The following is a 21,575-nucleotide window of genomic DNA, read 5'->3' as shown; positions in this document are numbered from 1 at the left end:
CTGGTCCAAGGAGCTGGGTAAGGTACGCCTCAGCAAAATGAATGAGGAACCGGAGCCATGAAGTTATTACATGTTGATGTCAGCCCGAAAGGTGCCAAATCTAATTCGCGCGCCCTGAGCCGCTATTTTGTTCAGCGTTTGCAGGCGCAGCTGCCGACGTTGCAGGTGGAGTATCTCGATCTGGATCAGCATCCGGTCAGCCATGTCACCGGCGAATTTGCGCAGGCGACCTATACGCCAGAAGAACAACGCACGCCGCGTATGAAAGTGGTGCTGGCCGATTCTGACCGTCTGTGCGCGCAATTGCTCAATGCCGATGCGCTGCTGTTCGCCATGCCGATGTACAACTGGAGTATGCCATCGGCGTTCAAAGCCTATATTGATGCCATCATCCGCACCAATCTGACCTATCACTTTGATGAACAACAAAATGTGAAGGGTAATCTGACACGGCAGAAAGCGCTGTTTCTCACCACGCGCGGCGCCAGCCTGCAACCGGGATCGCCCTATGCAGGGATGGATGCATTGACGCCCGCGCTGCGTGCCGCCTTTGGGTTTATCGGTATCGAGGCGCCGCAGTTTGTGAATGCCGAGCCATTGGCGTTTGCTGACCAGGCCGCGCGTGAAGCGGGCTTAGCTCAGGCTTACCGCGATCTGGATGCGGTGGTGGCGCAATGGGCCAGCGCGGCGGTTACCGCCTGAACCAGCGACGCCAGACGAAGCGGATGACGAAAAACTCAATCGCGCCAAGCAGCAGAAACCACACACAAAACACCATGGTGTAAAGCTGATTAAGATCCTGCAAATGAAGGGTGGTTTGCAGGTTCTTTGCCACAGCGAGGCTGAACGCCGGTGCGGGCAGCAGCAGCGCGGAGAGAAAACCCAGCAGCAAAATACCGCCAGGGATAACCAGCGTTTCAAACGGATTTTTCATCGCAACATTCCCGAACAATTAGCGCGGGCATTAGCGCACAAAGCCCCGCAGGGTGCAATCCCCCGGCCTGTCAGCCACCAGAATTTTCTTCTATTCCATCGACTTAGCAGCAGAAATAGCCCGAGTAATGAGTTATAGCCTTTGCTATACTTAAATCCATGATTTTACTGTCTTTTTTTTGGCAGTTTTGCGTGTTAGACTGCGCGCACTTTTTCATTACTGAACAATAAATGCGGACAAACTCCAGGCTTATTCGCCGTTTTGTCTGTGTTGACTGAAAAATCATGACCTTTATAGCAACCCTGATTCTGGCCTTTGGTATGTCAATGGACGCTTTCGCCGCTGCACTTGGCAAAGGCGCGTCCCTGCATCGCCCGGATTTTAAAGAGGCGCTGCGCACCGGCCTGATTTTTGGTGTGATTGAAATGCTGACCCCGCTGATTGGCTGGGGAATTGGTCTGGCTGCCAGCCACTATGTTATGCGCTGGGATCACTGGGTGGCGTTTGGCCTGCTGACGCTGCTGGGTGGCCGTATGATGATGGAAGGCTTCCGTCAGACGGCGGATGAACCCTGCGAAGCGCCGCAGCGTCACGGCTTTATGGTGCTGGCGTTAACCGCAGTAGCCACCAGCCTTGATGCGCTGGCGGTGGGTGTCGGTCTGGCATTTTTGCAGGTCAATATCGTGATGACCGCCGTAACCATCGGTGCGGCGACGACCGTGATGGCGACCACCGGCGTGCTGGTCGGACGTTTTATCGGCCCGGTGCTGGGCAAATGGGCGGAAGTGCTGGGCGGCGTGGTGCTGATCAGCATCGGCTGTACCATTCTGGCCGAACATATGGGTTGGTTCGGCTAACCTCGTGGTGATTGTGCAACTGCGAAAAAATACCAATTTTGTGATCTGACTCAAAATTTATTGCGTGAAAAACAGCCTGAAGCTATACTTTTTACGTATTTCTTCAACTAATTTTGAGCCAGGTGCCAGATGAAACGATTTTTCCGCTACGTGTTTCGTGCATATGTTGAAACCTTCAAACACGTACCGCCGGGTGCTTTAAATTAAGCGCCCCGCACGTAACCCTCGATAATCGCGGTCAGGGATCGACCGGTGATTATCAATCATTTTCTTATCTCTCCCGCCTGATATTTCGCCCGTTTTCCCCTGAAATCACGCAGTTACCCCCTCAGCCATCAGTTTTTGATCTGGCTATAGCCTGACGTTATACCCCGCGACTAAACAAGCATTCGTCACCCCTTCCGCTGCATGAAATAGTCAGCCCAGGTCCTATTCACCTGTCTGATAAGAGAAACCTCATGCTGATCCCACAACCCTATTTACTTTTTCTTGGCGACGTTACCGATCCACTGGCGGCAAAAACTGCACGCGGCATTCATGTCTGGCGACCAGAGCAGTGCGTCGGTGAAATCAAACTGCCTGGCTGTAGCGTCAGCCTCGGTCTGGAAGAGATCGATATTGCCACCGCTAAAGCGCGCGGCGCGAAAACCCTGGTGCTCGGCACCGCCAATGCCGGTGGTTATCTGCCCCAGCACTGGCTGGAAACGGTATGCAGCGCGATTAAAGCAGGTATGAACGTTGCCAGCGGCCTGCATCATCGTCTGGTGGATGAGCCGGAGCTGGTGGCGCTGGCTGCGGAGTTTGGCGTCGAGCTGTTTGATATCCGCCATATGCGTCCGAAGCTGGATGTCGGCAGCGGTAAAAAGCGCAGTGGTAAGCGTGTGCTCACTGTCGGCACCGACTGCTCCGTTGGCAAGATGTACACCTCGCTGGCGCTGGAAGCGGCGATGCAGGACCTCGGTATGAAGGTCGATTTCCGCGCCACCGGCCAGACCGGCATTCTGGTGGAAGGCGCAGGCATTGCTATCGATGCGGTGATCGCTGACTTTATCGCCGGTGCCGCCGAAGCGCTGTCGCCCGCCAATGAAGATGACCACTGGGATATCGTCGAAGGCCAGGGTTCGCTGTTCCATCCCTCTTACGCTGGCGTATCAATGGGCCTGATCCACGGTGCGCAGCCGCACTGGCTGGTGATGTGCCATGAAATGGGCCGTCCACATATGCGCCATCTGCCGCATCAGCCAATGGTCAGCCTGAAAGATTGTCTGGAAGCTAACCTGCGTGCCGCTGCGGTCACCAGCGATTCCGTGCAGCTGGCGGGTTTTGCCATCAACACGTCAAACTACAGCGAAGAGGAAGCCCGCGCCTACTGTGCCGAAGTGAGCGCTGAGTTTGGCGTGCCAGCTACCGACCCGGTGCGCTTTGGTATCGCGGATATCGCCGCGCTGCTGAAGGAGCGTGGCTAAGATGCGGCGGATGCAGATTGAAGTGCTGGAGCTGCCGCTGGCGCGTCCGTTTGCCATCTCGCGCGGCACGCGTACCGCGGTGACGGTGATTCGCGTCACGCTGGAACAGAATGGCTTTATTGGCCGCGGTGAATGTACCCCCACGCCGCGCTACGACGAAACGCCGGAAAGCGTCAACGCCGAGCTGGAAGCGCTGCGCGCTGATATCGAAGCGGGCCTCAGTCGTGCCGATCTGCAAACCCGTCTTCATGCCGGTTCAGCGCGAAATGCGCTGGACTGTGCGCTATGGCGACTTGACGCCGCGCTGGCGAAGCAATCGCTGTGGCATATCACCCAGCAGCCGCAGCCGGCGTCGGTGATCACCGCCGAAACCCTCAGCCTGGATTCAGTGCAGAACATGGCCGACGCGGCGGCCGATGCGGTGTCGCGCGGCGCCATCCTGCTGAAAATCAAACTCAACCGCGACGAGATTCTGGAAAAAGTGGCGGCGATCCGCAAGGCAGCCCCGCACGCCACCCTGATTATCGATGCTAACGAAGCCTGGTCCGGTGTGGATCTGCAAAGCCTGTTTAACGCGCTGCTGCCGTACAACATCGCCATGGTCGAGCAGCCGCTACCGGCCGGACAGGATCAGGATTTACAGCGTTTCACCCATCCGATTCCGGTCTGCGCCGACGAAAGCTGCCACACGCGGGCAGACATCGCCCAGCTGCGCAATCGCTACGAGATGATCAACATCAAGCTGGATAAGTGCGGCGGTTTAACCGAAGCGCTGGCGATGGTGGCGGAAGCGCAGAAGCTGGAGATGCGCCTGATGGTGGGTTGTATGCTCGGTTCGTCGCTGGCAATGGAAGCCGCACTGCCGGTGGCGATTGCGGCGGAGCATGTCGATCTTGATGGCCCAATCTGGCTGGCGGCAGACAGTTCGCCGTTCCTCTCCTATTCCCAGGGCCGAATCTGGCTATAACCCGCACGCGGAGCAACGATGACGGACACTTCACTTATTGACAACGCCGCCAGCGTTGCCGGTACCGCGCCTGCGCCGGTACTCGCTATTCAGGATCTCAGCGTCAGCTTTCGCAGCCGTAGCGGCGTCAGTCAGGCGCTGAAAGGCATTAATTTCGCGATCCACAAAGGGGAAATCGTTGCCGTGGTCGGCGAGAGCGGATCGGGTAAATCGGTCACCTCGCTGGCGGTGATGGGGCTGCTGGCGGCCTCGGGCCGTATCGATCGCGGCACCATCCAGTTTCGTGACCGCCAGGGCAAGCTGCATCAGCTGGAAAAGCTGAATGAAGCGCAGCGTCGCGCCTTACGCGGCCAGGAAATGGCGATGATTTTCCAGGAGCCGATGACCTCGCTCAACCCGGTGCTGCGCGTGGGCGATCAGCTCACTGAAGCGCTGCGCGACCACCAGATTTGCGGCAGCGCCGAGGCGGAGGCGCGCGCCCGCGAGCTGTTGCGCCAGGTGCGCATCGCCGATGTCGATCGCGTCATGAAAAGTTACCCGCACTCGCTGTCGGGCGGGATGCGTCAGCGCGTGATGATTGCCCAGGCGCTGGCCTGCGATCCCCAGCTGCTGATTGCCGATGAACCCACCACCGCGCTCGACGTCACGGTGCAGGCGCGCATTCTGCATATCCTGCGCGACCTGCAACGCGCGAAGCAGATGGCGGTGCTGTTTATCACCCACGATATGGGGGTGGTGGCCGAGGTAGCGGATCGCGTGGTGGTGATGTATCGCGGCGAGGTGGTGGAGCAGGGCACGGTCGCGGAAATCTTCAACGCGCCGCAGCATCCCTACACCAAAGCCCTGCTGGCGGCGGTGCCGAAGCTAGGGGATATGCGTGAGCACAGCTGGCCGCAGCGTTTTCCGTTGCTGGGCGCCGCCCCGGCCGATAACGCCGAACAGCGCACCGCGCGCTACGACGAGCAGCCGCTGCTGGATGTACGCGGTCTGAAAGTTTATTACCCGATTCGCAGCGGCATTTTTTCCGCGCTCACCCATCAGGTGCACGCGGTGGAGCAGATCGATTTCACGCTGTGGCCCGGAGAAACCCTCGCCATCGTCGGGGAGAGCGGCTGCGGCAAATCCACCACCGGCCGGGCGCTGATGCGTCTGATTAATAGCGACGCCGACAGCATCCACTTCCAGGGACGTGAAATCGCCAACCTGAAAGAGGCGCAGTTCCAGCCGCTGCGGCGCGAAATCCAGATGGTGTTTCAGGATCCCTACGCCTCACTCAATCCGCGTTTAACGGTGGGTTTCACCATTGCCGAACCGCTGCTGCTGCATGGCGTGGTGAAATCGCTGGAGGAGGCCACGCCGCAGGTGGAAGCGCTGCTGATCAGCGTCGGCCTGTTGCCCGAACACGCACGCCGTTATCCGCATGAATTTTCCGGCGGCCAGCGTCAGCGCATCGCGATAGCGCGAGCCATGGCGTTGAAACCCAGGGTGATCATCGCCGATGAAGCGGTCTCAGCGCTGGATGTGTCGATTCAGGCGCAGGTGGTGAACCTGATGATGGACCTGCAACAACAGACCGGCGTGGCGTGGATTTTTATCTCCCATGACATGGCAGTGGTGGAGCGTATCGCTAACCGCGTGGCGGTGATGTACCTCGGCCAGATCGTCGAGCTGGGGCCGCGTCAGTCGGTGTTTAACAACCCGCAACATCCCTATACCCAACGGCTGCTGGCTTCGGTGCCGGTGGCTGATCCACAGAACCGTCCGCAACGCATCTTCGATGACAGCGAGATCCCGTCGCCGTTACGCAAGGTGGGAGAAACGGTCATTAAACCCCGTTATCGGCAGGTGGCTCCGCAGCACTGGGTCGCTGACGGCATTGTTTCGCGCTAACCCTCAATACCAGGAGATTCCATGAACCTGTTTTTCCGTCGCACGTCGCTCGCCCTCGGACTTACCCTCTCCCTGGCGGCCGCCGCACAGGCGCAGGATCTGCGTATTTCGATGTATGCCGATATCACCGGCCTCGATCCGCACGATACCTCCGACAACGTCAGTTATTCGGTACAGAGCGGTATCTTTGAACGCCTGTTCCAGTTTGATGCGCAGATGAAGCTGCAACCCTGGCTGGCGACCAGCTACACCAGCAACGACAGCGCCACCGAATTCACCCTGACGCTGCGCAAAGGGGTGACCTTCCAGGATGGCACGCCGTTCGATGCGGAAGCGGTGAAAGCCAACCTTGATCGCCTCGCCGATCAGAGCAAAGGGCTGAAGCGTAATAGCCTGTACAAGATGATCGGCAAAGTCACGGTGCTGGCGCCGGACCAGGTAAAAGTTGAGCTGAACCAGTCGTTTGGCGCCTTTATCAACACCCTGGCGCACCCGTCGGCGGTGATGTGGAGTCCGGCCATTCTGAAACAGTACCCGGACGAAGCGCAGCTACGCCTGCATCCGGTCGGCACCGGGCCGTTTAAGTTTGTTGACTGGCAGCCGGGCAAGGCCATCACGCTGGTGAAATATGACGGCTACTGGCAAAAAGGCTGGCCGAAGGTGGATAAAGTGACCTTCTCCCCCAGCCCGGAAGATGCCACCCGCGTCGCGGCACTGAAGTCAGGCCAGGTTGATGCGATCTGGCCGCTGCCGTCGGATCTGATCGGCACCGTGCAGAACGACAGCAAGCTGGCGATCCAGCGCGATCCGAGCATTTATCTCTACTACATGGCGATCAACACCCAGCACAAGCCGCTGGCGGATCTGCGCGTGCGTCAGGCGATCAACTACGCCATCGACCGCAATCTGTGGCTGAAAGTCGCCTTTGCGGGCATGGGGAAACCAGCGACCTCGGCGATTCCGGAAGGGGTGCAGTTTTATCAGAAACAAAGCGACCCGAACTACCGCTACGCGCCGGATGAAGCCAAAGCGCTGCTGAAAGCGGCGGGTTATCCGAACGGTATCGACCTGAAGTTGTGGACCACCAACGCCACCGCCAGCGTACGTGCCGCGCAGTTCCTCAAAGCGCAGCTCGCCACCGTGGGTATTCGCGTTACGGTCACGCCGATGGATTCCGGTACGCGCAACGCCAAACTGTGGGGCGTGAAAGATCCGAAGCAGGCGGAGTTCGACCTCTACTACGGCGGCTGGTCAACCTCTACCGGCGATGCTGACTGGGCGCTGCGCCCGCTGTACGCCACCGAATCCTGGGTGCCGACCTCGTACAACGTGTCGTACTACAGCAACCCGGACGTGGACAAAGCGATTGCGGGTGGCCTGGCAACGGCCGATCCGGCGAAACGCGGCGCGTCTTACGCTGACGCGCAGAAGCTGTTGTGGCAACAGGCGCCGGTCGCCTTCCTCGGCACCCCGGATAACCTGGTGGGTAAACGCAGCAGCCTGAGCGGTGTTTCCATGCTGCCGGATGGCAACCTCCTGTATACCCAGGCGGCGTTTAAGTAACCCGGAGTGGGATGCGTCCATCGATAGGGTGCGCATAAATGCGCACCCTACGACCCAGCGCCGTAGGGTCGGCATTGATGCCGACCTGGCCACAGATCGCATTCAGCGCCGTAGGGTCGGCATTAATGCCGACCTGGCCAAAGATCGCATTCAGCGCTGTAGGGTCGGCATTAATGCCGACCTGGCCAAAGACCGCACCAAACTAAAGGAACCGCATGTTCGCATACATCATTCGTCGACTGCTGGAGATGATTCCGGTACTGCTGGTGGTCTCGCTACTGGTATTCGGCTTCATCAAACTGCTACCGGGCGATCCGGCGCGCATCTACGCTGGCCCGGACGCACCGCTGGCGGCGGTGGAAGCGGCACGTCAGCACCTCGGTCTCAACGACCCGCTGCCGCAGCAATACCTGCACTGGCTAAGCGGCCTGTTTCGTGGCGATCTCGGTGTCACCTATCGTACGCAGCAGCCGGTGCTGGAGGTGATCAAACAAGGTTTTATGCCTACCCTCTGGCTGGCGCTGGCAGGCTTTGCCTGGTCAGTGATCCTTGGCCTGTTTCTCGGCGTGCTGGCGGCTCTGAAGCGCGGCAAATGGCAGGACTGGACGCTGATGAGCATGGCGGTCGGCGGCATTTCGATGCCCACTTTCTGGCTCGGCCTGCTGCTCATTCAGTTTGTCGCCATGCCGTTCGGCCTGTTCTCGGTCAGCGGCTTCAATAAACCCAGCGATATCATTTTGCCCGCCATTACGCTCGGCTCCTCGGTGGCGGCGGTGATGGCGCGTTTCACCCGTTCCGCCTTTCTTGAAGTGGCGCAGGAAGATTACGTACGCACCGCCAAAGCCAAAGGGCTGCGCAACCGGCTGGTGACCTGGAAACATGTGATGCGCAATGCGCTGATCCCGGTGATCACCATGCTCGGTTTGCAGTTTGGTTTTCTGCTCGGCGGATCGATCGTGGTGGAGAGCGTCTTTAACTGGCCAGGGTTAGGCTGGCTGTTGATCGAATCGATCAAAGCGCAGGATCAGCCGGTAATTCAGGCGCTGGTCATGCTGTTCGTGTTTGAATTTATCGCCATTAACCTGCTGGTGGATCTGCTGTACGCGGTGGTTAACCCGGCAATTCGCCTGCGACAGGAGGCTTAAATTGAGTCTGCAATCTCTGCCTGCCAACGCGCAGGAGGCGATCCGCTCGCCGTGGCGCGATTTTATGCACGCTTTTGTGCGCAACCCGCTGGCGCTGGTCTCGGGGGGATTTGTGCTGCTGCTGGTGCTGGTGGCGATTTTCGCACCCTGGCTGGCCCCGTGGGACCCGATGGCGCCGGACTGGATGGCGCTCTCATCTCCGCCATCGGCGGCGCACTGGATGGGCACCGACGATCTCGGTCGTGATCTGCTTAGCCGCATTATTTATGGCGCGCGTATCTCGCTGTATGTCGGGGTGCTGTCGGTCACCCTTGGCATGGTGGCAGGCGTGCTGCTCGGCCTGCTGGCGGGCTACTACGGCCGCTGGATCGATATGCTGATTATGCGCGGTTCCGATGTGCTGTTCGCCTTCCCCGGTATGCTGCTGGCGATCGCGGTGGTGGCGATTCTGGGTCCAGGCCTGAATAACGTGATCATCGCGGTGGCGGTGTTTAGCGTGCCGGTATTTGCGCGCATCGTGCGGGCATCGACGCTATCGCTGAAGCAGGCCGCCTATGTTGAAGCGGTGCGCTGCGCCGGGGCGCCGGATCGCGTCATCCTGCTGCGGCATATTCTGCCGGGCACGTTGTCGAACGTGATTGTCTACTTCACCATGCGCATCGGCACCAGTATTCTCACCGCAGCCGGACTGAGTTTTATCGGTCTCGGCCCGGAGCCGGACGTACCGGAGTGGGGCAATATTCTGGCGATGAGCCGCAATATGATGATGGCCGGTATGTGGCACGTCAGCGTGTTCCCCGGTCTGGCGATTTTTATCACGGTGCTGGCGTTTAACCTGCTGGGCGATGCCCTGCGCGACACGCTGGATCCGAAACTGAAGAGTTAATCATGGATTTTCAACAGATGCAGCGCGACCTGTTGCTGCAACGCTGGCGTGAGGAACGCCAGCTCGGTCAGCCGCGTAGCGCCTGCGGTCCGACCAACCGCATCAGTGATGTGGCTGGCGTACGCGTCGGGCACCACACGCTGGATGCCGGTGAAATCCAGACCGGCGTCACCGCGATTGTGCCGCCGGGCGACAACCTGTTCCAGCAGCCGCTGCCCTGTGCGGCCGCGGTGTTTAACGGTTTTGCCAAACCGGTCGGGCTGGTGCAGGTGGAAGAACTGGGTGTGTTGCAAACGCCGATTCTGCTCAGCAACACGCTGGCGGTGGGGACGCTGTTTACCGCGCTGGTGCGCGATGCCATCAGCCGCAACCCGGAGCTGGGCCGCAGTTTACCCACGGTCAATCCGCTGGCGCTGGAGTGCAACGACGGCTGGCTGAATGATATTCAGGCGCTGGCGATTAACGAGGCGATGGCGCAGGACGCGCTGGACAGGGCGCAGGCCGATTTCGCCCGTGGCAGCGTCGGTGCCGGTCGCGGCATGAGTTGTTTCAGTCTGAAGGGCGGCATTGGCACGGCATCACGTCTGATTCCTGCCCTGAATGCCACGCTTGGCGTGCTGGTGCTGGCCAACTTCGGCGCGCTGACGGCGCTGACGCTGGATGGCGTGCGCCTTGGCGAGATGATTGCGCCGCTGCTGCCGACGCTGGCGCCCCAGCGCGATGCCGGTTCCATCATCATTATTATGGCGACGGATGCGCCGCTTGATGCGCGCCAGTTAAAACGCGTGGCAAAACGCGCCGGAGCAGGCCTGGGACGACTGGGCAGCTACTGGGGCCACGGCTCCGGCGATATCGCCGTGGCGTTTTCTACCCAACCGCAGCCGCAACCCCCGGAAGAGGCGACGCTGGAGCCACTGCTCGCCGCCGCCGCCGATGCTACCGAACATGCGGTGCTGGATGCGTTGCTGAGCGCGGAAGCCGTCAGCGGTTTTCGCGGCCACCACCGCCCGGCTTTAACGGACGTTTTAGACAGGTTATCTCAATGAAAATCTTTATCTCTGCCGACATCGAAGGCATCGCGGGCGTGATGCGCCCGGAACAATGTTCACCGGGCCATGCGGAACACCAGCTGGCGCGTGGGTTGATGGAACAGGAAGTGAATGCCGCCATCGACGGTGCCTTCGCCGGTGGTGCGACGGAAGTGGTGGTGGCTGACAGCCATGCACAAATGACCAATCTGCGCGCGGAAAATATCGATCCGCGTGCGCGTCTGGTGCAGGGCAAACCGCGTGGATTGTCGATGGTGGAAGGGCTGGAGCAGCAGGCGTTCGACGGCCTGTTCTTTATCGGTTATCACAGCGCTGCGGGTGAGCCGGGCGTGCTGGCGCACACCATCAATGGTCGAGCGTTCTGGCGTATTCATATCAACGGCAAAGTGATGGGCGAGAGCGATATCTATGCCGCCGCCGCCGCAGAGCAGGGCACGCCGCTGTGGCTGGTAAGCGGTGACGATCAGTTGCAGGGCTGGATGGCGGAATTTTATCCGTCGGTGGATTACGTCTGCGTAAAACGCGCGATTTCACACACCTGCGCCGAGTCGATCAGCCCGCAGGCGGCGCAAAACGCTCTCCGGGCCGCCGCAACGGCAGCGGTGAAACGGGCGCGTCAGGTCAGCACTACGCGTCTCAGCGCCCCCTATGAGATGCAGTTGCAGGCCAGTAAGCCGGTGCTGGCCGATCTCTTCAGCCTGATCCCCGGCGTAACACGCATTGATGCGGTCACCGTTGGCTACCGTGCAGAGCAGATGGGCACCCTGATCAGCCTGCTCAGCGCCTTCTCCTATCTGGCGAGCACGCAAAATTAAGCCGTATTGCGCGCAGGTCGTACCGCTTTCCCGCGTCTCTTTTGGTAACCTGCGCGCAATTTTTATATAACAACGAGGCAGTCATGCAGCTTTGCAGTTTTTATCTTATTGACCAGGCAACAAAAAGTTACGGCATCGTGCAGGAAAACGGTGTGGTGGATCTCGGCAAACGCCTCGGTGCTGAGTGTCCCGACCTGAAAAGCCTGCTGCAACGCGGCGCGCTCGGCGACCTTGACGCGTATCGCCAGCAGCCTGCCGATTACCCGTTCAGCGCCATCCATTTTCTGCCGGTGGTGGAGAATCCGGGCAAGGTGTTTTGCGTGGGGATGAACTACGCCGACAAACGTAACGAGTTTGCCGCAACCCTCGATGCCCCGACGCTGTTTGTGCGTTTTGCTGACTCACTGGCGGCACACGAGCAACCGTTGCGGAAACCGGTGACGACCCAGGAGTTCGACTACGAAGGCGAGCTGGCGGTGATCATCGGCACACCGGCGTATCAGGTGAAGGCGGATCAGGCGCTGGCGCATGTGGCAGGCTACAGCTGCTTTATGGATGCCACGGTGCGCGACATGCAGTTTACCTGGTTCACCGCCGGGAAAAACTGGCCGCAGACCGGCGGTTTTGGTCCGTGGATGACCACGGCCGATGAGATCCCCGACCCGCAGCAGCTGGCGATCAAAACCTGGCTGAATCAGCGCGAAGTGCAGAACGACACCACCGCCAGCATGGTGCATCCGGTGGCGAAGATCATTGAATACATCTCGGCTTTCAGCCCGCTGTCGCCGGGCGATGTGATCATCACCGGTTCACCGGGTGGCGTGGGTAAAAAACGCACGCCGCCGCTGTTTATGTTCCCCGGCGATGAGATCGAGGTGGAGATCGCACATATCGGGCGACTGCGTCACCGTATTGCCTGAGTTGCGGTGCGCATAAATGCGCACCCTGCATCGTAGGGTCGGCATTGATGCCGACCAGGCCTATCGCGTAAAGGTCACCACGCGGCTGCGGTTTAACAGCAGCCGTACGCTGTCGCCACTGCGCGCCAGCACAAAGCGTTTTTCCCACGGGCCATCCAGCGCGGTGGCCAGCACGCGATCGCCGCCCAGCGATTGCAGCGTGGCGCGAATCGCCGCCGGACCAATCCCCATAGTTAACGTATCGCCCACAATCACCATTTCGCTGCGCCACGGCGACGCAAACCAGCGCCCCTGCATATGGTCGAGGCTGGCGTTGTCCGGCTGTACCGGCACAAAGCGGCGCGCGGCATGGCCGATCTCGCCAACAATCTCCGCGCCGACCTGGCGCAGCTGCATCGGAAAGGTCGTGGACAACGACACCGCATCGCCATGCCGTTCGTCGCGCCACAGGGTTTCCCCTGCGCCGAGCCAGGTGGCGGTTACGCCTTTAATCTCCAGCCAGTCGGCGGCGTCCGGCGCCACATACATACCCGGCGTCAGATCGTGGCCTTTCTCCGGCAGCGTCCGGTTGAGCGCCGCTGCCATGATGCGCAGCGCGCTTTCCGAGGTGGTGACATCTTCGCGGTTTGCCACCAGCGCCACGCCGATTTTCAGCTCCGGGTGCAGCAGGAAGTAGCTTTTGTAACCGGCGTGGGAACCGCCATGACCAAACAGCGTCTGGCTGCCGAGGGTCGAACTGGTCAGCCCGAGGCCATAACCGCTGGTGCGGCCATCGTTGAGGTTACGCGGCGCACTCAATCGTTGCAGCACCCCCGCGCCCGGACCGGTGTCGGCCAGCAGGCTTTGCAGCCAGCGGGTCAGATGGCGCACGCTGCCGGTAACGCTGCCGGAGGCTGACAGGTGCAGACCGGCACTGGAAAGCTGCCACTGCGATCCGTTAAACCAGTAGCCCGGCACTAAGCCCGGCACGATATCGAACCAGCTTTCGGGGGCGATCAGGTTAATGTCCAGCGGCTCGCAGACGTACTGTTGCAGCAGATCGTTGAACCGTACCCCTTTGGCTTTCAGCGCTTCCTCCACCAGCCGGTAGCCGGTGTTGGTGTAAGAGATCTCGCTGCCTGGCGGATAACTGAGATCCCCTTCGCGCGCCACGAAATCGAGCAGATCGGCGGCGCTGGTGGCGTTGTACACCGACAATCCCAGCAGCGACAGGGTTTCGCGCACGTCCGGCAGGCCGCTGCTCATATCCAGCGCCTGGCCGACGGTGACCGCGCCATTGGCACCGGTCAGCTGCGGCAGATGCTGCGCCAGCGGGTCATCCAGTTGCAGATAACGGCGGCCGGGGCCGGTGACCAGCGCGGCAAACAGGTGTTTGGTGATGGAAGCAAAGCGCACCACGCTGTCGAGGGTAAACGGCGTTTGCTGGGCCAGATCGGCCAGCCCGGCGCAGTGCGTGGAGTGAATATGGTGGGCATCAAACAGGACGATGGCGCCGCCCGGCGCGCCTGATTGCTGCCAGCTTTGGCTGATTGATTCTGCAACGTCTGCGGCCTGTTGCCAGTGGGCTGTCATGCCGGTTCCTCCAGCGTCATGCTGAGATCAAAAAGTTGCGCGGTATGCGGATGCTGAATGCGCCGGGCGCGCAGATCATCCGCGCTCAGCTGCTCCACCATCTCGCCATGTTGCATAACGCCAATGCGCTGGCACAGGTGCGTTACCACCGCGAGGTTATGCGTCACCATAATGTAGGTCAGTTTGCGCTCGCTGCGAAGATCGCTAAGTAAATTAAGGATTTCCGCCTGCACCGACACGTCAAGCGCCGAGGTTGGCTCATCCAGCAGCAGCACTTCCGGTTCGGCGATCAATGCGCGGGCAATCGCCACGCGCTGGCGCTGGCCACCGGAGAGCTGGTGGGGGAAACGGAAGCGTACCGTCGCAGGCAGGCCGACTTCGCTCAGCGCCTGGCTGATACGTTGTTCGGCCCGATCCAGCTGATGTACCAGCAGCGGTTCATGCAGGATGCGGTCTATGGTCTGACGCGGATGCAGCGAACCGTAGGGGTCCTGAAACACCATTTGCACCTGACGATAGAAGGCGCGGCTGCGTTTGGCGCTGAGCGCCATGCCGCCGAATGTCATGCTGCCCTGCCAGTCGGCATTCAGTCCGGCCAGCGCGCGCAGGATGGTGGATTTGCCGGAGCCGCTCTCGCCCACCAGACCAAAACTTTCGCCGTTGCCGACCGCAAAGCTGACGCCTTTCACCACGGTGTGCGCACCAAAGGCGATGCGCAGATTATCGATTTGAATCATGTGTTTTGCTCGCTTGCTGTGTCTGTGCGGCCATCCAAACGGTGCGCATAAATGCGTCGTCCCTATCGTGCGACCATCCAAACGGTGCGCATAAATGCGTCGTCCCTATCGTGCGACCATCCAAACGGTGCGCATAAATGCGCACCCTACGGGTGTAGGGTCGGCATTAATGCCGACCGTGTTGAAATCCGCGCGGATGGATGGCGGCATCCGCAATTGATTAATCCCGCCACGCCGCGTCACGCTGCAATACCGGCAAACGTTCGCGCGGATGGCGCAGCGACGGCAGGCAGGCCAGCAGGCCACGGGTGTAGGGATGCTGCGCCTGTTGCAACTGCCCGGCGTCCAGCAGCTCGACAATGCGTCCGGCGTACATCACCGCCACACGATCGCAAAAATGCGACACCAGCGGCAGATCGTGGCTGATCAGGATCAACCCCATGCCGCGCGCCGACACCAGATCGTCAATCAGTTTGAGGATCTCCGCCTGCACCGTGGCATCCAGCGCGCTGGTGGGTTCATCGGCGATCAGCAACTCCGGGTCTGGTGCCAGCATCATGGCAATCATCACGCGCTGGCCCATACCGCCCGAAACCTCGTGCGGATAGCGTTTCGCCACGGCGGCAGGATCGCGGATTTTCACCTGCTCCAGTAAGCCAATCGCCGCCTGCATCGCTGCTTTCCAGCTGCCGCCCTTGTGCTCGCGCCAGGCTTCGGCAATCTGCTGGCCGATGGTCATCACCGGATTGAGCGAATATTTTGGGTCCTGCAAAATAAAGCCAACGCGCTTGCCGCGGATCTGGCGCAGCACTTTTTCGCTGGCGCCGCGCAGGTCAATGCCGTCAAAGCGCAATACATCCGCGCTGACCTCAGCGTTGCCCGGCAGCAGCTGCATCAGACTACGCGCCGTCAGTGACTTGCCGGAACCGCTTTCACCCACGATGGCGAACTTCTCCCGGCCAACGCTAAAGCTCACGCCGCGCACCGCCTCAAAGGTTTCCGTGCGTGTGCGGAAGGCAATGCGCAAATTTTCAATTTCCACCAGCATTTAGCGCTCCTTCGGGTCCAGCACGTCGCGCAGACCGTCGCCAAGAAAGTTGAACGCCAGCGACGTCAGGAAAATCGCGATGCAGGGCATCAGCGGCACCCACCATTCGCTAAACAGAAAACGCCGCGCCGTGGCGATCATCGTGCCCCATTCCGGCGAAGGCGGCTGCGCGCCCATGCCGAGAAAGCCCAGGCTGGCGGCGGTGATAATGATCGAACTCATGTCGAGGGTGACGCGGACAATCAGGCTCGGCACGCACAGCGGCATAATATGGCGCAGGATAATGCGCAGCGGCGACGCACCGGTCAGACGGCTGGCGGCGATAAAATCGCTGTGGCGGTACTGCAACGTCTCGGCACGCGCCAGACGCGCGTACGGCGGCCAGGCAGTGAGGGCGATCGCCAGCACCGCGCTCTCCACCCCCGGCCTCAACGCGGCAACAAATGCCAGCGCCAGAATCAGACGCGGGAAGGCGAGGAAAATATCGGTCAGACGCATCAGCGCCTTATCGACAATCCCGCCAGCATACCCGGCGATACAACCAATCAGCAGGCCGAGCGGCGCGGTCAGCAGTACCACCGCGATCACCATGCCGAGCGTGGTGCGTCCGCCAAAAATAATACGCGTCCAGACATCACGCCCCAGCTCATCGGTGCCCAGCCAGTGCGCCAGGGAGGGCGCGGCCAGACGATTATCGAGATGCTGGGTACCCGGATCGAACGGCGTCAGCAGCGGGGCAAACAGCGCCAGCAATAGCATCAGCAGAATGACCAGCAGGCCCGCCATCGCCAGCGGGTTGCTGCGCAGGCTAAGCCACAGACGATAACGGCGGCCCCACACCGCCTGACGGCGGTTAGCGGGCGTGTCATCCAGCAGCCAGTCACGAGAGAAGAAGATCATTTTACGCGTGGGTCCCAAAGTCGATAAAGAATGTCAGCCAGCAGATTGAGCAGCACGTAGACGGTACCCACCAGCAGGGTCGCGCCGACCACCGGGTTCATATCGGCGTTCATCAGCGAGGTGGTGAGATACTGCCCAAGGCCGGGCCAGGCAAAGACGTTTTCCGTCACTACCGCACCCTCCAGCAGCCCGGCGTAGGTCAGCGCCAGCACCGTCACCAGCTGCACCGCCACGGTGGGGAACGCGTGCCGCCAGATGACCCGGCGGGAAGACAGCCCTTTGGCGCGGGCGGTGATCACGAATTCGCCGCTCAGCGCGTTGAGCATAAAGGTGCGCGTCATACGCGTGATGTAGGCCATGCTGAAGTAGGCGAGGATTAGCACCGGCTGCACCATATGCGCCAGCGCATCGCGGAAGGCGTCATATTCCCCCGCCAGCAGCGAATCGATGGTGAGAAAGCCGGTGACCTGCGGCACCATATCCTGCCAGATGATGTCCTGCCGTCCCGGTCCGGGCGCAATGCCCAGCACCGCGTAGAACACCAGCAGGCTCAGCAGCGCCAGCACGAACACCGGCAGCGAATGGCCCGCCAGACAAACCACGCGAATGGTTTGATCCACCCAGCTGCTCTGCCGCACGGCGGCCCACACGCCAAGCGGAATGCCGATCAGCGCCGCGATAATAATCGCGGCGGTCGCCAGCTCCATGGTGGCCGGAAAGAAACGGGCGATATCGGTGGTGACCGGATTGGAGGTCAGGATCGACTTGCCGAGATCGCCATGTAACAGCTGATTGAGGTAGTGACCAAACTGGAGGTAAAGGGGCTGATCCAGCCCCATTTCCGCACGGACGCGCTCCACCACCGACTGGGGCGCGTTATCACCGACCGCTGCCAGCACCGGATCGGTGGGCATCACGCGGCCAATGAAAAAGGTTAAAACCGACAGGCCAAACAGCGTCAGCACCAGGCTGCCCAGGGTGCCGACGATTTTCTTCAGTAACGGCATCAGGCTTTTTTCACCTGCTCATACGGCCACTGCTCCAGCACGGTCATGTGGACATCACTGATATTTTTGCCGCAGGCGACATTTTTCGTTTTCTGCATCATGTAGATAAACGGACTCTTCTCACGGCCCAGCTGCTGGATCTGGTGATACAGCGCGATACGTTTGGCCGGATCGGCTTCATGCAGCGCCTGCTCAGTCAGTTTGTTGAACTCATCATCAGACCAGCTGCAACGCCAGGCCAGCGTGCGATTGCGCGCGTTATCGCTGTTGTCGGTATTGACGCAGAACGCTTCGGTATTGGAGTTGGGATCAAAATAGTCCGCGCCCCACACGGTCAGCGCCAGCTGATGCTGACGGGCGCGCATTTTGGTCAGTACCTGACGGTTTTCTGCCGCAATCAGCGACACCTTGATACCGATCGCCCCCAGCTGGGTCTGAATCGCCTGTGCGATATCCGGGTACGGCTGCATCGAGTAGTGGTCGAGGGTGATGTCAAAACCGTTCGGATAACCCGCTTCCGCCAGCAGCGCTTTGGCTTTGGCGACATCTTTGTGGAATGGCGTGTCATCCAGCGCCGCCGGGAAGCCGCTCGGCAGGAAGCTCTGATGGGTGGTGAAACTCATCGACAGAATATTTTTCTGGATGCTGTCGTAATCCAGCGCCCATTTCAGCGCCTGCCAGACCTGCGGCTTTTTCAGGTATTCGTTGTTGGTGTTGCACGACATCAGCATGATGGCGGAGAGCGACTGATTCACCAGGTTTATCGCGCTGTCATTTTTCACCTGCAACAACTGTTCGGTGGTCAGATCATAAGCCGCATCCACATCGCCTTTTTTCAGCATCAGCGCCTGCGCCGCCGGGTCAGCGATATGTTTCAGGATCACGCGTTTGATTTTGCTCTGGTTGGCGAACTGCGGGCTTAGCTCCAGAATCACCGTTTCACTGGCTTGCCAGGTACGCAGGGTGAAGGCACCGGAACCGGCGCTGTGCTGCTTCAGCCAGGCGTTGCCGAAGTCGTTATTTTGCTGATTCGCCAGACAGGCTTTCTTCGACACGATGCTGCCGACGGTGGCCGACAGGCAATACAGCAGGAAGCTCTCGGCAGCGGGTGCGCCCAGTTTCATCTCCAGCGTGTGCGCGTCTTTTGCCGTCACCTGCTGTGTAACGTTGTCTTTGGTAAAACCAAACTGGTTGATGATAAAGGCCGGGCTTTTATCCAGTTTGACGATACGCTCGATGGAGAATGCCGCATCTTCTGCGGTGAGCGGGGTGCCATCGGCGAACTTTGCCGCCGGATCGAGATGGAAGGTGTAAACGCTGTTATCGCTGCTCACTTCCCAGCTTTTCGCCAGCGCGCCAATCACTTTGTCGGCCTGTTGCGGATCGGGCATCACCAGCTTCTGATACAGGTTGCCGCAGATCTGGCCGCCGGTGGCTTCAAAACTTTCGTGGGGATCGAGGCTGGTAATATTATCCAGCTGCATCGCCATCACCAGCATGGTGGGCGGCGTGGCACCAAAGGCAGAATTGAGGCTGAGATACGAAAGGAAGGGAACGGCGGTGCATCCTGCAAGAAAACGTCTTCTGGTAACCATGTAAACTCCCAACTTATTGATTATTAAAATAAAATATTTTATTTTTACTGTTTTTTATCTTGACATTCCAGCCTGGCAAGGGGATTAATACCTGCATTAAGCCTTTTGTTTCACGCAGTCGCGCTTGCCTTGTTTTGGTGCATTTTGCCCCGCTAGCTGGCAGCGGTTGCGCTCCCCTCTGAACATGGAACGGATACGCTATGTCTGACTTACTTAATGCCGATCGGCTCTCCATCCCGGTTTTTGACGGTCACAACGATGTTCTTAATAAGCTTTGGCAGCACCATCAGCCGGATGCCGTGAATGCATTCTTCAACGGCACCGAATCGGGCCAGATGGATTTTCCCCGCATCCGCCAGGGAAATATGGTAGGTGGAATTTTTGCCACCTGGGTGCCATCACACCCGGCAGTTGCAAGAAGTGCGCCAGACCTCTCAGATTTTCCTCAGGAAATTATCAGCAGCGCGCGCGATGCCACCTTTTCGATGCTGGCTTTGCTGCTGCGTATTGAGCAGGCCTCTAAAGGTCAGGTAAAGATTTGCCGCAGCGTGCGTGAGATTCGTGACTGCATGGCGCAAGGGGTGCTGGCGGTGGTGATGCACGTCGAAGGCGCGGAAGCGCTGGATACCCATGGCGAGCTGCTGGATATCCTCTACGCCAGCGGCCTGCGCACCCTGGGGCCGCTGTGGAGCCGCCCGAATCAGTTTGGCGACGGCGTGCCGTTCCGCTATCCCTCTTCGCCGGACATCGGCAATGGCCTGACGGCTGCGGGCAAGCAGCTGGTGCGCGACTGCAACCAGCGCCGCATCATGGTTGACCTGTCGCATATGGATGAAAAAGGCTTCTGGCACACCGCAGCGATCAGCGATGCGCCGCTGGTGGCGAGCCACTCCAACGCGCATGTACTGAGCGCGCAGTCACGCAATCTGACCGACCGCCAGCTGGCGGCTATCGCCGAAACGCAGGGTTTTGTTGGTGTTAACTTTGCCGTGCCGTTCCTGCGCGAAGATGGCGACCGCCATGCACCGACCACCGTGGATGCGATCGTGCGTCATGTGGAATATCTGCTGGAAAAAGTCGGTGAAGACGGTGTCGGTTTCGGCTCCGATCTCGATGGCGCCACCATGCCCGGCGATATGAAAGATGTCGCCGGTTTCCCGCTGCTGGTGGCGGCGCTGGCGGATCGCGGCTATTCGCGTGAGCTGCTGGAGAAGATTTGTTACGGCAACTGGCTGCGCGTGCTTGAAGCGACCTGGGGCGAATAACCATGCGGCTGCGGCATATTGAGGTGTTTCAGGCGATTGTGCAGACCGGCAGCATCAGCGGTGCCGCACGCCTGCTGAATGTGTCGCAGCCGAATGTCAGCCGGGTACTGAATCACGCCGAGCAGCAGTTGGGCTTCGCGCTATTCGAACGGCGTGCGCAGGGGATGATCGTCACGGCGGAAGGGCGGCGTTTGCTGCCGGAAGTGGAAGAACTTTATCAGCGGCTACAGTCCATTACGCAACTCACCGAACAGTTGCGGCGCGGCGAAGGACAAACGGTGCGCGTCGGCGCGGCCCATGCCTTTGGGCAGATGGTGCTGGCCCCGGCGCTGGTCACCTGGCGGCAGCAGGCGGCATCGGTCAGCGTTGAGCTGGTTACTGAGCATTTCAGCACCCTGTGCGCCAGCATTCTGGATAATCAGCTCGATTTCGCGCTGGTGTTTGGTCAGCAGGTGGATGCGGAGCTGCTGGCCGAGCCGCTGTTTCAGTCCTCGATGGTCGCGCTGCTGCCATTGCATCACCCCCACAATGAACCGGTCACCCTCGAATGGCTGTGCGCCAATAACCTGCTGATGATGCAAAACCAGGACCCGCTGGGTCGGGTGCTGCATCGCGCGCTGCGTGATAAAGGGCTGGACCCGGCGGTGTCGCTGTCGATTAAAACCTATTCGGTGATTGCCGACATGGTGCTGGCCGGGGGAGGCGTGGGGATTGTCGATCTGTTTACCGCCTGCCGCTATGCCGACCAGCTGAAGTTGCTGCCGGTGGCGCAGCCGCTGCCGTTTGAAGTGATGTTGATCAGCCGCCGCGACCAGCCGCAGTCGCAATCAACCCTGCAACTGAAACAGGTGATTCGCCATAAGCTGTGGGAGATCGCGCGGCAGTGTGAATCGCGGTTTTTTACGGTTAAACCGTAGCGGTGAGCGGGCTTCACGGGCATTAACCGTTGCATTTCGCCC

21 protein-coding genes are annotated in these 21,575 nt (G+C 59.9%); 14 read left to right on the top strand and 7 right to left on the bottom strand.

Features of this window, described 5'->3' with window-relative positions:
• Nucleotides 1-57: 57 nt before the first annotated feature.
• Complete coding sequence (locus AC6I8V_RS19345) at nucleotides 58-702, top strand: FMN-dependent NADH-azoreductase (protein WP_497843786.1); 645 nt, start codon at nucleotides 58-60, stop codon at nucleotides 700-702.
• Here the strand turns inward: AC6I8V_RS19345 and AC6I8V_RS19340 are convergent.
• Nucleotides 692-934: a DUF1158 family protein gene (locus tag AC6I8V_RS19340; protein ID WP_497843785.1), complete on the bottom strand. Its 243-nt coding sequence runs from the start codon at nucleotides 932-934 to the stop codon at nucleotides 692-694. The two genes, AC6I8V_RS19345 and AC6I8V_RS19340, sit on opposite strands and share 11 nt — an antisense overlap.
• 284 nt (nucleotides 935-1,218) lie before the next feature.
• Here AC6I8V_RS19340 and mntP point away from each other — a divergent pair, with 284 nt between their 5' ends.
• From mntP to AC6I8V_RS19285, 11 genes are all read left to right on the top strand, one after another.
• Entirely contained in the window at nucleotides 1,219-1,791 is a 573-nt protein-coding gene (mntP, locus tag AC6I8V_RS19335) for a manganese efflux pump MntP (RefSeq protein WP_497843784.1), read from the top strand.
• Nucleotides 1,792-1,920: 129 nt separating this feature from the next.
• The gene (locus AC6I8V_RS19330; RefSeq protein WP_495524944.1) at nucleotides 1,921-1,998 is read left to right on the top strand and encodes a hypothetical protein; all 78 of its coding nucleotides are present in this window, start codon (nucleotides 1,921-1,923) and stop codon (nucleotides 1,996-1,998) included.
• Between the two features lie 251 nt (nucleotides 1,999-2,249).
• Nucleotides 2,250-3,257 (top strand): N-acetyltransferase DgcN, encoded by a 1,008-nt coding sequence (gene dgcN, locus AC6I8V_RS19325; RefSeq protein ID WP_497843783.1) that lies wholly within the window; start codon nucleotides 2,250-2,252, stop codon nucleotides 3,255-3,257.
• Nucleotide 3,258: 1 nt separating this feature from the next.
• A complete protein-coding gene (gene dgcA, locus AC6I8V_RS19320; RefSeq protein WP_497843782.1) occupies nucleotides 3,259-4,224 on the top strand; it encodes an N-acetyl-D-Glu racemase DgcA in 966 nt (321 codons plus the stop codon).
• A gap of 18 nt (nucleotides 4,225-4,242) precedes the next feature.
• Nucleotides 4,243-6,114: an ABC transporter ATP-binding protein gene (locus AC6I8V_RS19315; protein WP_497843781.1), complete on the top strand. Its 1,872-nt coding sequence runs from the start codon at nucleotides 4,243-4,245 to the stop codon at nucleotides 6,112-6,114.
• 21 nt (nucleotides 6,115-6,135) lie between these two features.
• Nucleotides 6,136-7,677, top strand: coding sequence for a glutathione ABC transporter substrate-binding protein (locus tag AC6I8V_RS19310; protein ID WP_497843780.1), 1,542 nt, complete (start codon nucleotides 6,136-6,138; stop codon nucleotides 7,675-7,677).
• Nucleotides 7,678-7,892: 215 nt separating this feature from the next.
• Nucleotides 7,893-8,822, top strand: a complete 930-nt coding sequence (locus AC6I8V_RS19305; RefSeq protein WP_497843779.1) for an ABC transporter permease — start codon at nucleotides 7,893-7,895, stop codon at nucleotides 8,820-8,822.
• 1 nt (nucleotide 8,823) lies between these two features.
• A complete protein-coding gene (locus AC6I8V_RS19300) occupies nucleotides 8,824-9,708 on the top strand; it encodes an ABC transporter permease subunit (protein WP_497843778.1) in 885 nt (294 codons plus the stop codon).
• A 2-nt stretch (nucleotides 9,709-9,710) separates the two neighbouring features.
• The gene (locus AC6I8V_RS19295; protein ID WP_497843777.1) at nucleotides 9,711-10,754 is read left to right on the top strand and encodes a DmpA family aminopeptidase; all 1,044 of its coding nucleotides are present in this window, start codon (nucleotides 9,711-9,713) and stop codon (nucleotides 10,752-10,754) included.
• Nucleotides 10,751-11,572 carry a M55 family metallopeptidase gene (locus AC6I8V_RS19290; protein WP_497843776.1) on the top strand — a complete coding sequence of 274 codons (822 nt, stop codon included), beginning with the start codon at nucleotides 10,751-10,753 and terminating at the stop codon, nucleotides 11,570-11,572. Before AC6I8V_RS19295 ends, AC6I8V_RS19290 begins: the two co-directional genes overlap by 4 nt.
• 83 nt (nucleotides 11,573-11,655) lie before the next feature.
• On the top strand, nucleotides 11,656-12,492 hold the full coding sequence (locus tag AC6I8V_RS19285) for a fumarylacetoacetate hydrolase family protein (RefSeq protein ID WP_497843775.1): 837 nt from the start codon (nucleotides 11,656-11,658) through the stop codon (nucleotides 12,490-12,492).
• 60 nt (nucleotides 12,493-12,552) lie between these two features.
• Here AC6I8V_RS19285 and AC6I8V_RS19280 read toward each other — a convergent pair whose 3' ends face one another.
• The 6 genes from AC6I8V_RS19280 to AC6I8V_RS19255 form a co-directional block, all read right to left on the bottom strand.
• Nucleotides 12,553-14,064 (bottom strand): serine hydrolase domain-containing protein, encoded by a 1,512-nt coding sequence (locus AC6I8V_RS19280; protein WP_497843774.1) that lies wholly within the window; start codon nucleotides 14,062-14,064, stop codon nucleotides 12,553-12,555.
• Entirely contained in the window at nucleotides 14,061-14,801 is a 741-nt protein-coding gene (locus AC6I8V_RS19275) for an ABC transporter ATP-binding protein (RefSeq protein WP_497843773.1), read from the bottom strand. The genes AC6I8V_RS19280 and AC6I8V_RS19275 overlap by 4 nt, the downstream gene beginning before the upstream one ends.
• 220 nt (nucleotides 14,802-15,021) lie before the next feature.
• Entirely contained in the window at nucleotides 15,022-15,849 is an 828-nt protein-coding gene (locus tag AC6I8V_RS19270; RefSeq protein WP_497843772.1) for an ABC transporter ATP-binding protein, read from the bottom strand.
• Complete coding sequence (locus tag AC6I8V_RS19265) at nucleotides 15,850-16,749, bottom strand: ABC transporter permease (RefSeq protein ID WP_497843771.1); 900 nt, start codon at nucleotides 16,747-16,749, stop codon at nucleotides 15,850-15,852.
• Entirely contained in the window at nucleotides 16,746-17,756 is a 1,011-nt protein-coding gene (locus AC6I8V_RS19260; protein ID WP_497843770.1) for an ABC transporter permease, read from the bottom strand. The genes AC6I8V_RS19265 and AC6I8V_RS19260 overlap by 4 nt, the downstream gene beginning before the upstream one ends.
• Nucleotides 17,756-19,351 carry an ABC transporter substrate-binding protein gene (locus tag AC6I8V_RS19255; protein WP_497843769.1) on the bottom strand — a complete coding sequence of 532 codons (1,596 nt, stop codon included), beginning with the start codon at nucleotides 19,349-19,351 and terminating at the stop codon, nucleotides 17,756-17,758. The genes AC6I8V_RS19260 and AC6I8V_RS19255 overlap by 1 nt, the downstream gene beginning before the upstream one ends.
• Nucleotides 19,352-19,551: 200 nt before the next feature.
• Between AC6I8V_RS19255 and AC6I8V_RS19250 the strand changes: the two genes are divergently transcribed.
• Complete coding sequence (locus AC6I8V_RS19250) at nucleotides 19,552-20,616, top strand: dipeptidase (protein ID WP_497843768.1); 1,065 nt, start codon at nucleotides 19,552-19,554, stop codon at nucleotides 20,614-20,616.
• 2 nt (nucleotides 20,617-20,618) lie between these two features.
• Nucleotides 20,619-21,533, top strand: coding sequence for a LysR family transcriptional regulator (locus AC6I8V_RS19245; RefSeq protein WP_497843767.1), 915 nt, complete (start codon nucleotides 20,619-20,621; stop codon nucleotides 21,531-21,533).
• Nucleotides 21,534-21,575: the final 42 nt, after the last annotated feature.

The sequence above is a fragment of the Pantoea sp. X-Soil-TKNS-1207 genome (genome assembly GCF_059730485.1).
This window is presented reverse-complemented; position numbering and strand designations above follow the sequence as displayed.

Coding starts and splice junctions, on each gene's coding strand:
- AC6I8V_RS19345 (WP_497843786.1), top strand. CDS start 58: ATGAAGTTATTACATGTTGATGTCAGCCCGAAAGGTGCCAAATCTAAT.
- AC6I8V_RS19340 (WP_497843785.1), bottom strand. CDS start 934: ATGAAAAATCCGTTTGAAACGCTGGTTATCCCTGGCGGTATTTTGCTG.
- mntP (WP_497843784.1), top strand. CDS start 1,219: ATGACCTTTATAGCAACCCTGATTCTGGCCTTTGGTATGTCAATGGAC.
- AC6I8V_RS19330 (WP_495524944.1), top strand. CDS start 1,921: ATGAAACGATTTTTCCGCTACGTGTTTCGTGCATATGTTGAAACCTTC.
- dgcN (WP_497843783.1), top strand. CDS start 2,250: ATGCTGATCCCACAACCCTATTTACTTTTTCTTGGCGACGTTACCGAT.
- dgcA (WP_497843782.1), top strand. CDS start 3,259: ATGCGGCGGATGCAGATTGAAGTGCTGGAGCTGCCGCTGGCGCGTCCG.
- AC6I8V_RS19315 (WP_497843781.1), top strand. CDS start 4,243: ATGACGGACACTTCACTTATTGACAACGCCGCCAGCGTTGCCGGTACC.
- AC6I8V_RS19310 (WP_497843780.1), top strand. CDS start 6,136: ATGAACCTGTTTTTCCGTCGCACGTCGCTCGCCCTCGGACTTACCCTC.
- AC6I8V_RS19305 (WP_497843779.1), top strand. CDS start 7,893: ATGTTCGCATACATCATTCGTCGACTGCTGGAGATGATTCCGGTACTG.
- AC6I8V_RS19295 (WP_497843777.1), top strand. CDS start 9,711: ATGGATTTTCAACAGATGCAGCGCGACCTGTTGCTGCAACGCTGGCGT.
- AC6I8V_RS19290 (WP_497843776.1), top strand. CDS start 10,751: ATGAAAATCTTTATCTCTGCCGACATCGAAGGCATCGCGGGCGTGATG.
- AC6I8V_RS19285 (WP_497843775.1), top strand. CDS start 11,656: ATGCAGCTTTGCAGTTTTTATCTTATTGACCAGGCAACAAAAAGTTAC.
- AC6I8V_RS19280 (WP_497843774.1), bottom strand. CDS start 14,064: ATGACAGCCCACTGGCAACAGGCCGCAGACGTTGCAGAATCAATCAGC.
- AC6I8V_RS19275 (WP_497843773.1), bottom strand. CDS start 14,801: ATGATTCAAATCGATAATCTGCGCATCGCCTTTGGTGCGCACACCGTG.
- AC6I8V_RS19270 (WP_497843772.1), bottom strand. CDS start 15,849: ATGCTGGTGGAAATTGAAAATTTGCGCATTGCCTTCCGCACACGCACG.
- AC6I8V_RS19265 (WP_497843771.1), bottom strand. CDS start 16,749: ATGATCTTCTTCTCTCGTGACTGGCTGCTGGATGACACGCCCGCTAAC.
- AC6I8V_RS19260 (WP_497843770.1), bottom strand. CDS start 17,756: ATGCCGTTACTGAAGAAAATCGTCGGCACCCTGGGCAGCCTGGTGCTG.
- AC6I8V_RS19255 (WP_497843769.1), bottom strand. CDS start 19,351: ATGGTTACCAGAAGACGTTTTCTTGCAGGATGCACCGCCGTTCCCTTC.
- AC6I8V_RS19250 (WP_497843768.1), top strand. CDS start 19,552: ATGTCTGACTTACTTAATGCCGATCGGCTCTCCATCCCGGTTTTTGAC.
- AC6I8V_RS19245 (WP_497843767.1), top strand. CDS start 20,619: ATGCGGCTGCGGCATATTGAGGTGTTTCAGGCGATTGTGCAGACCGGC.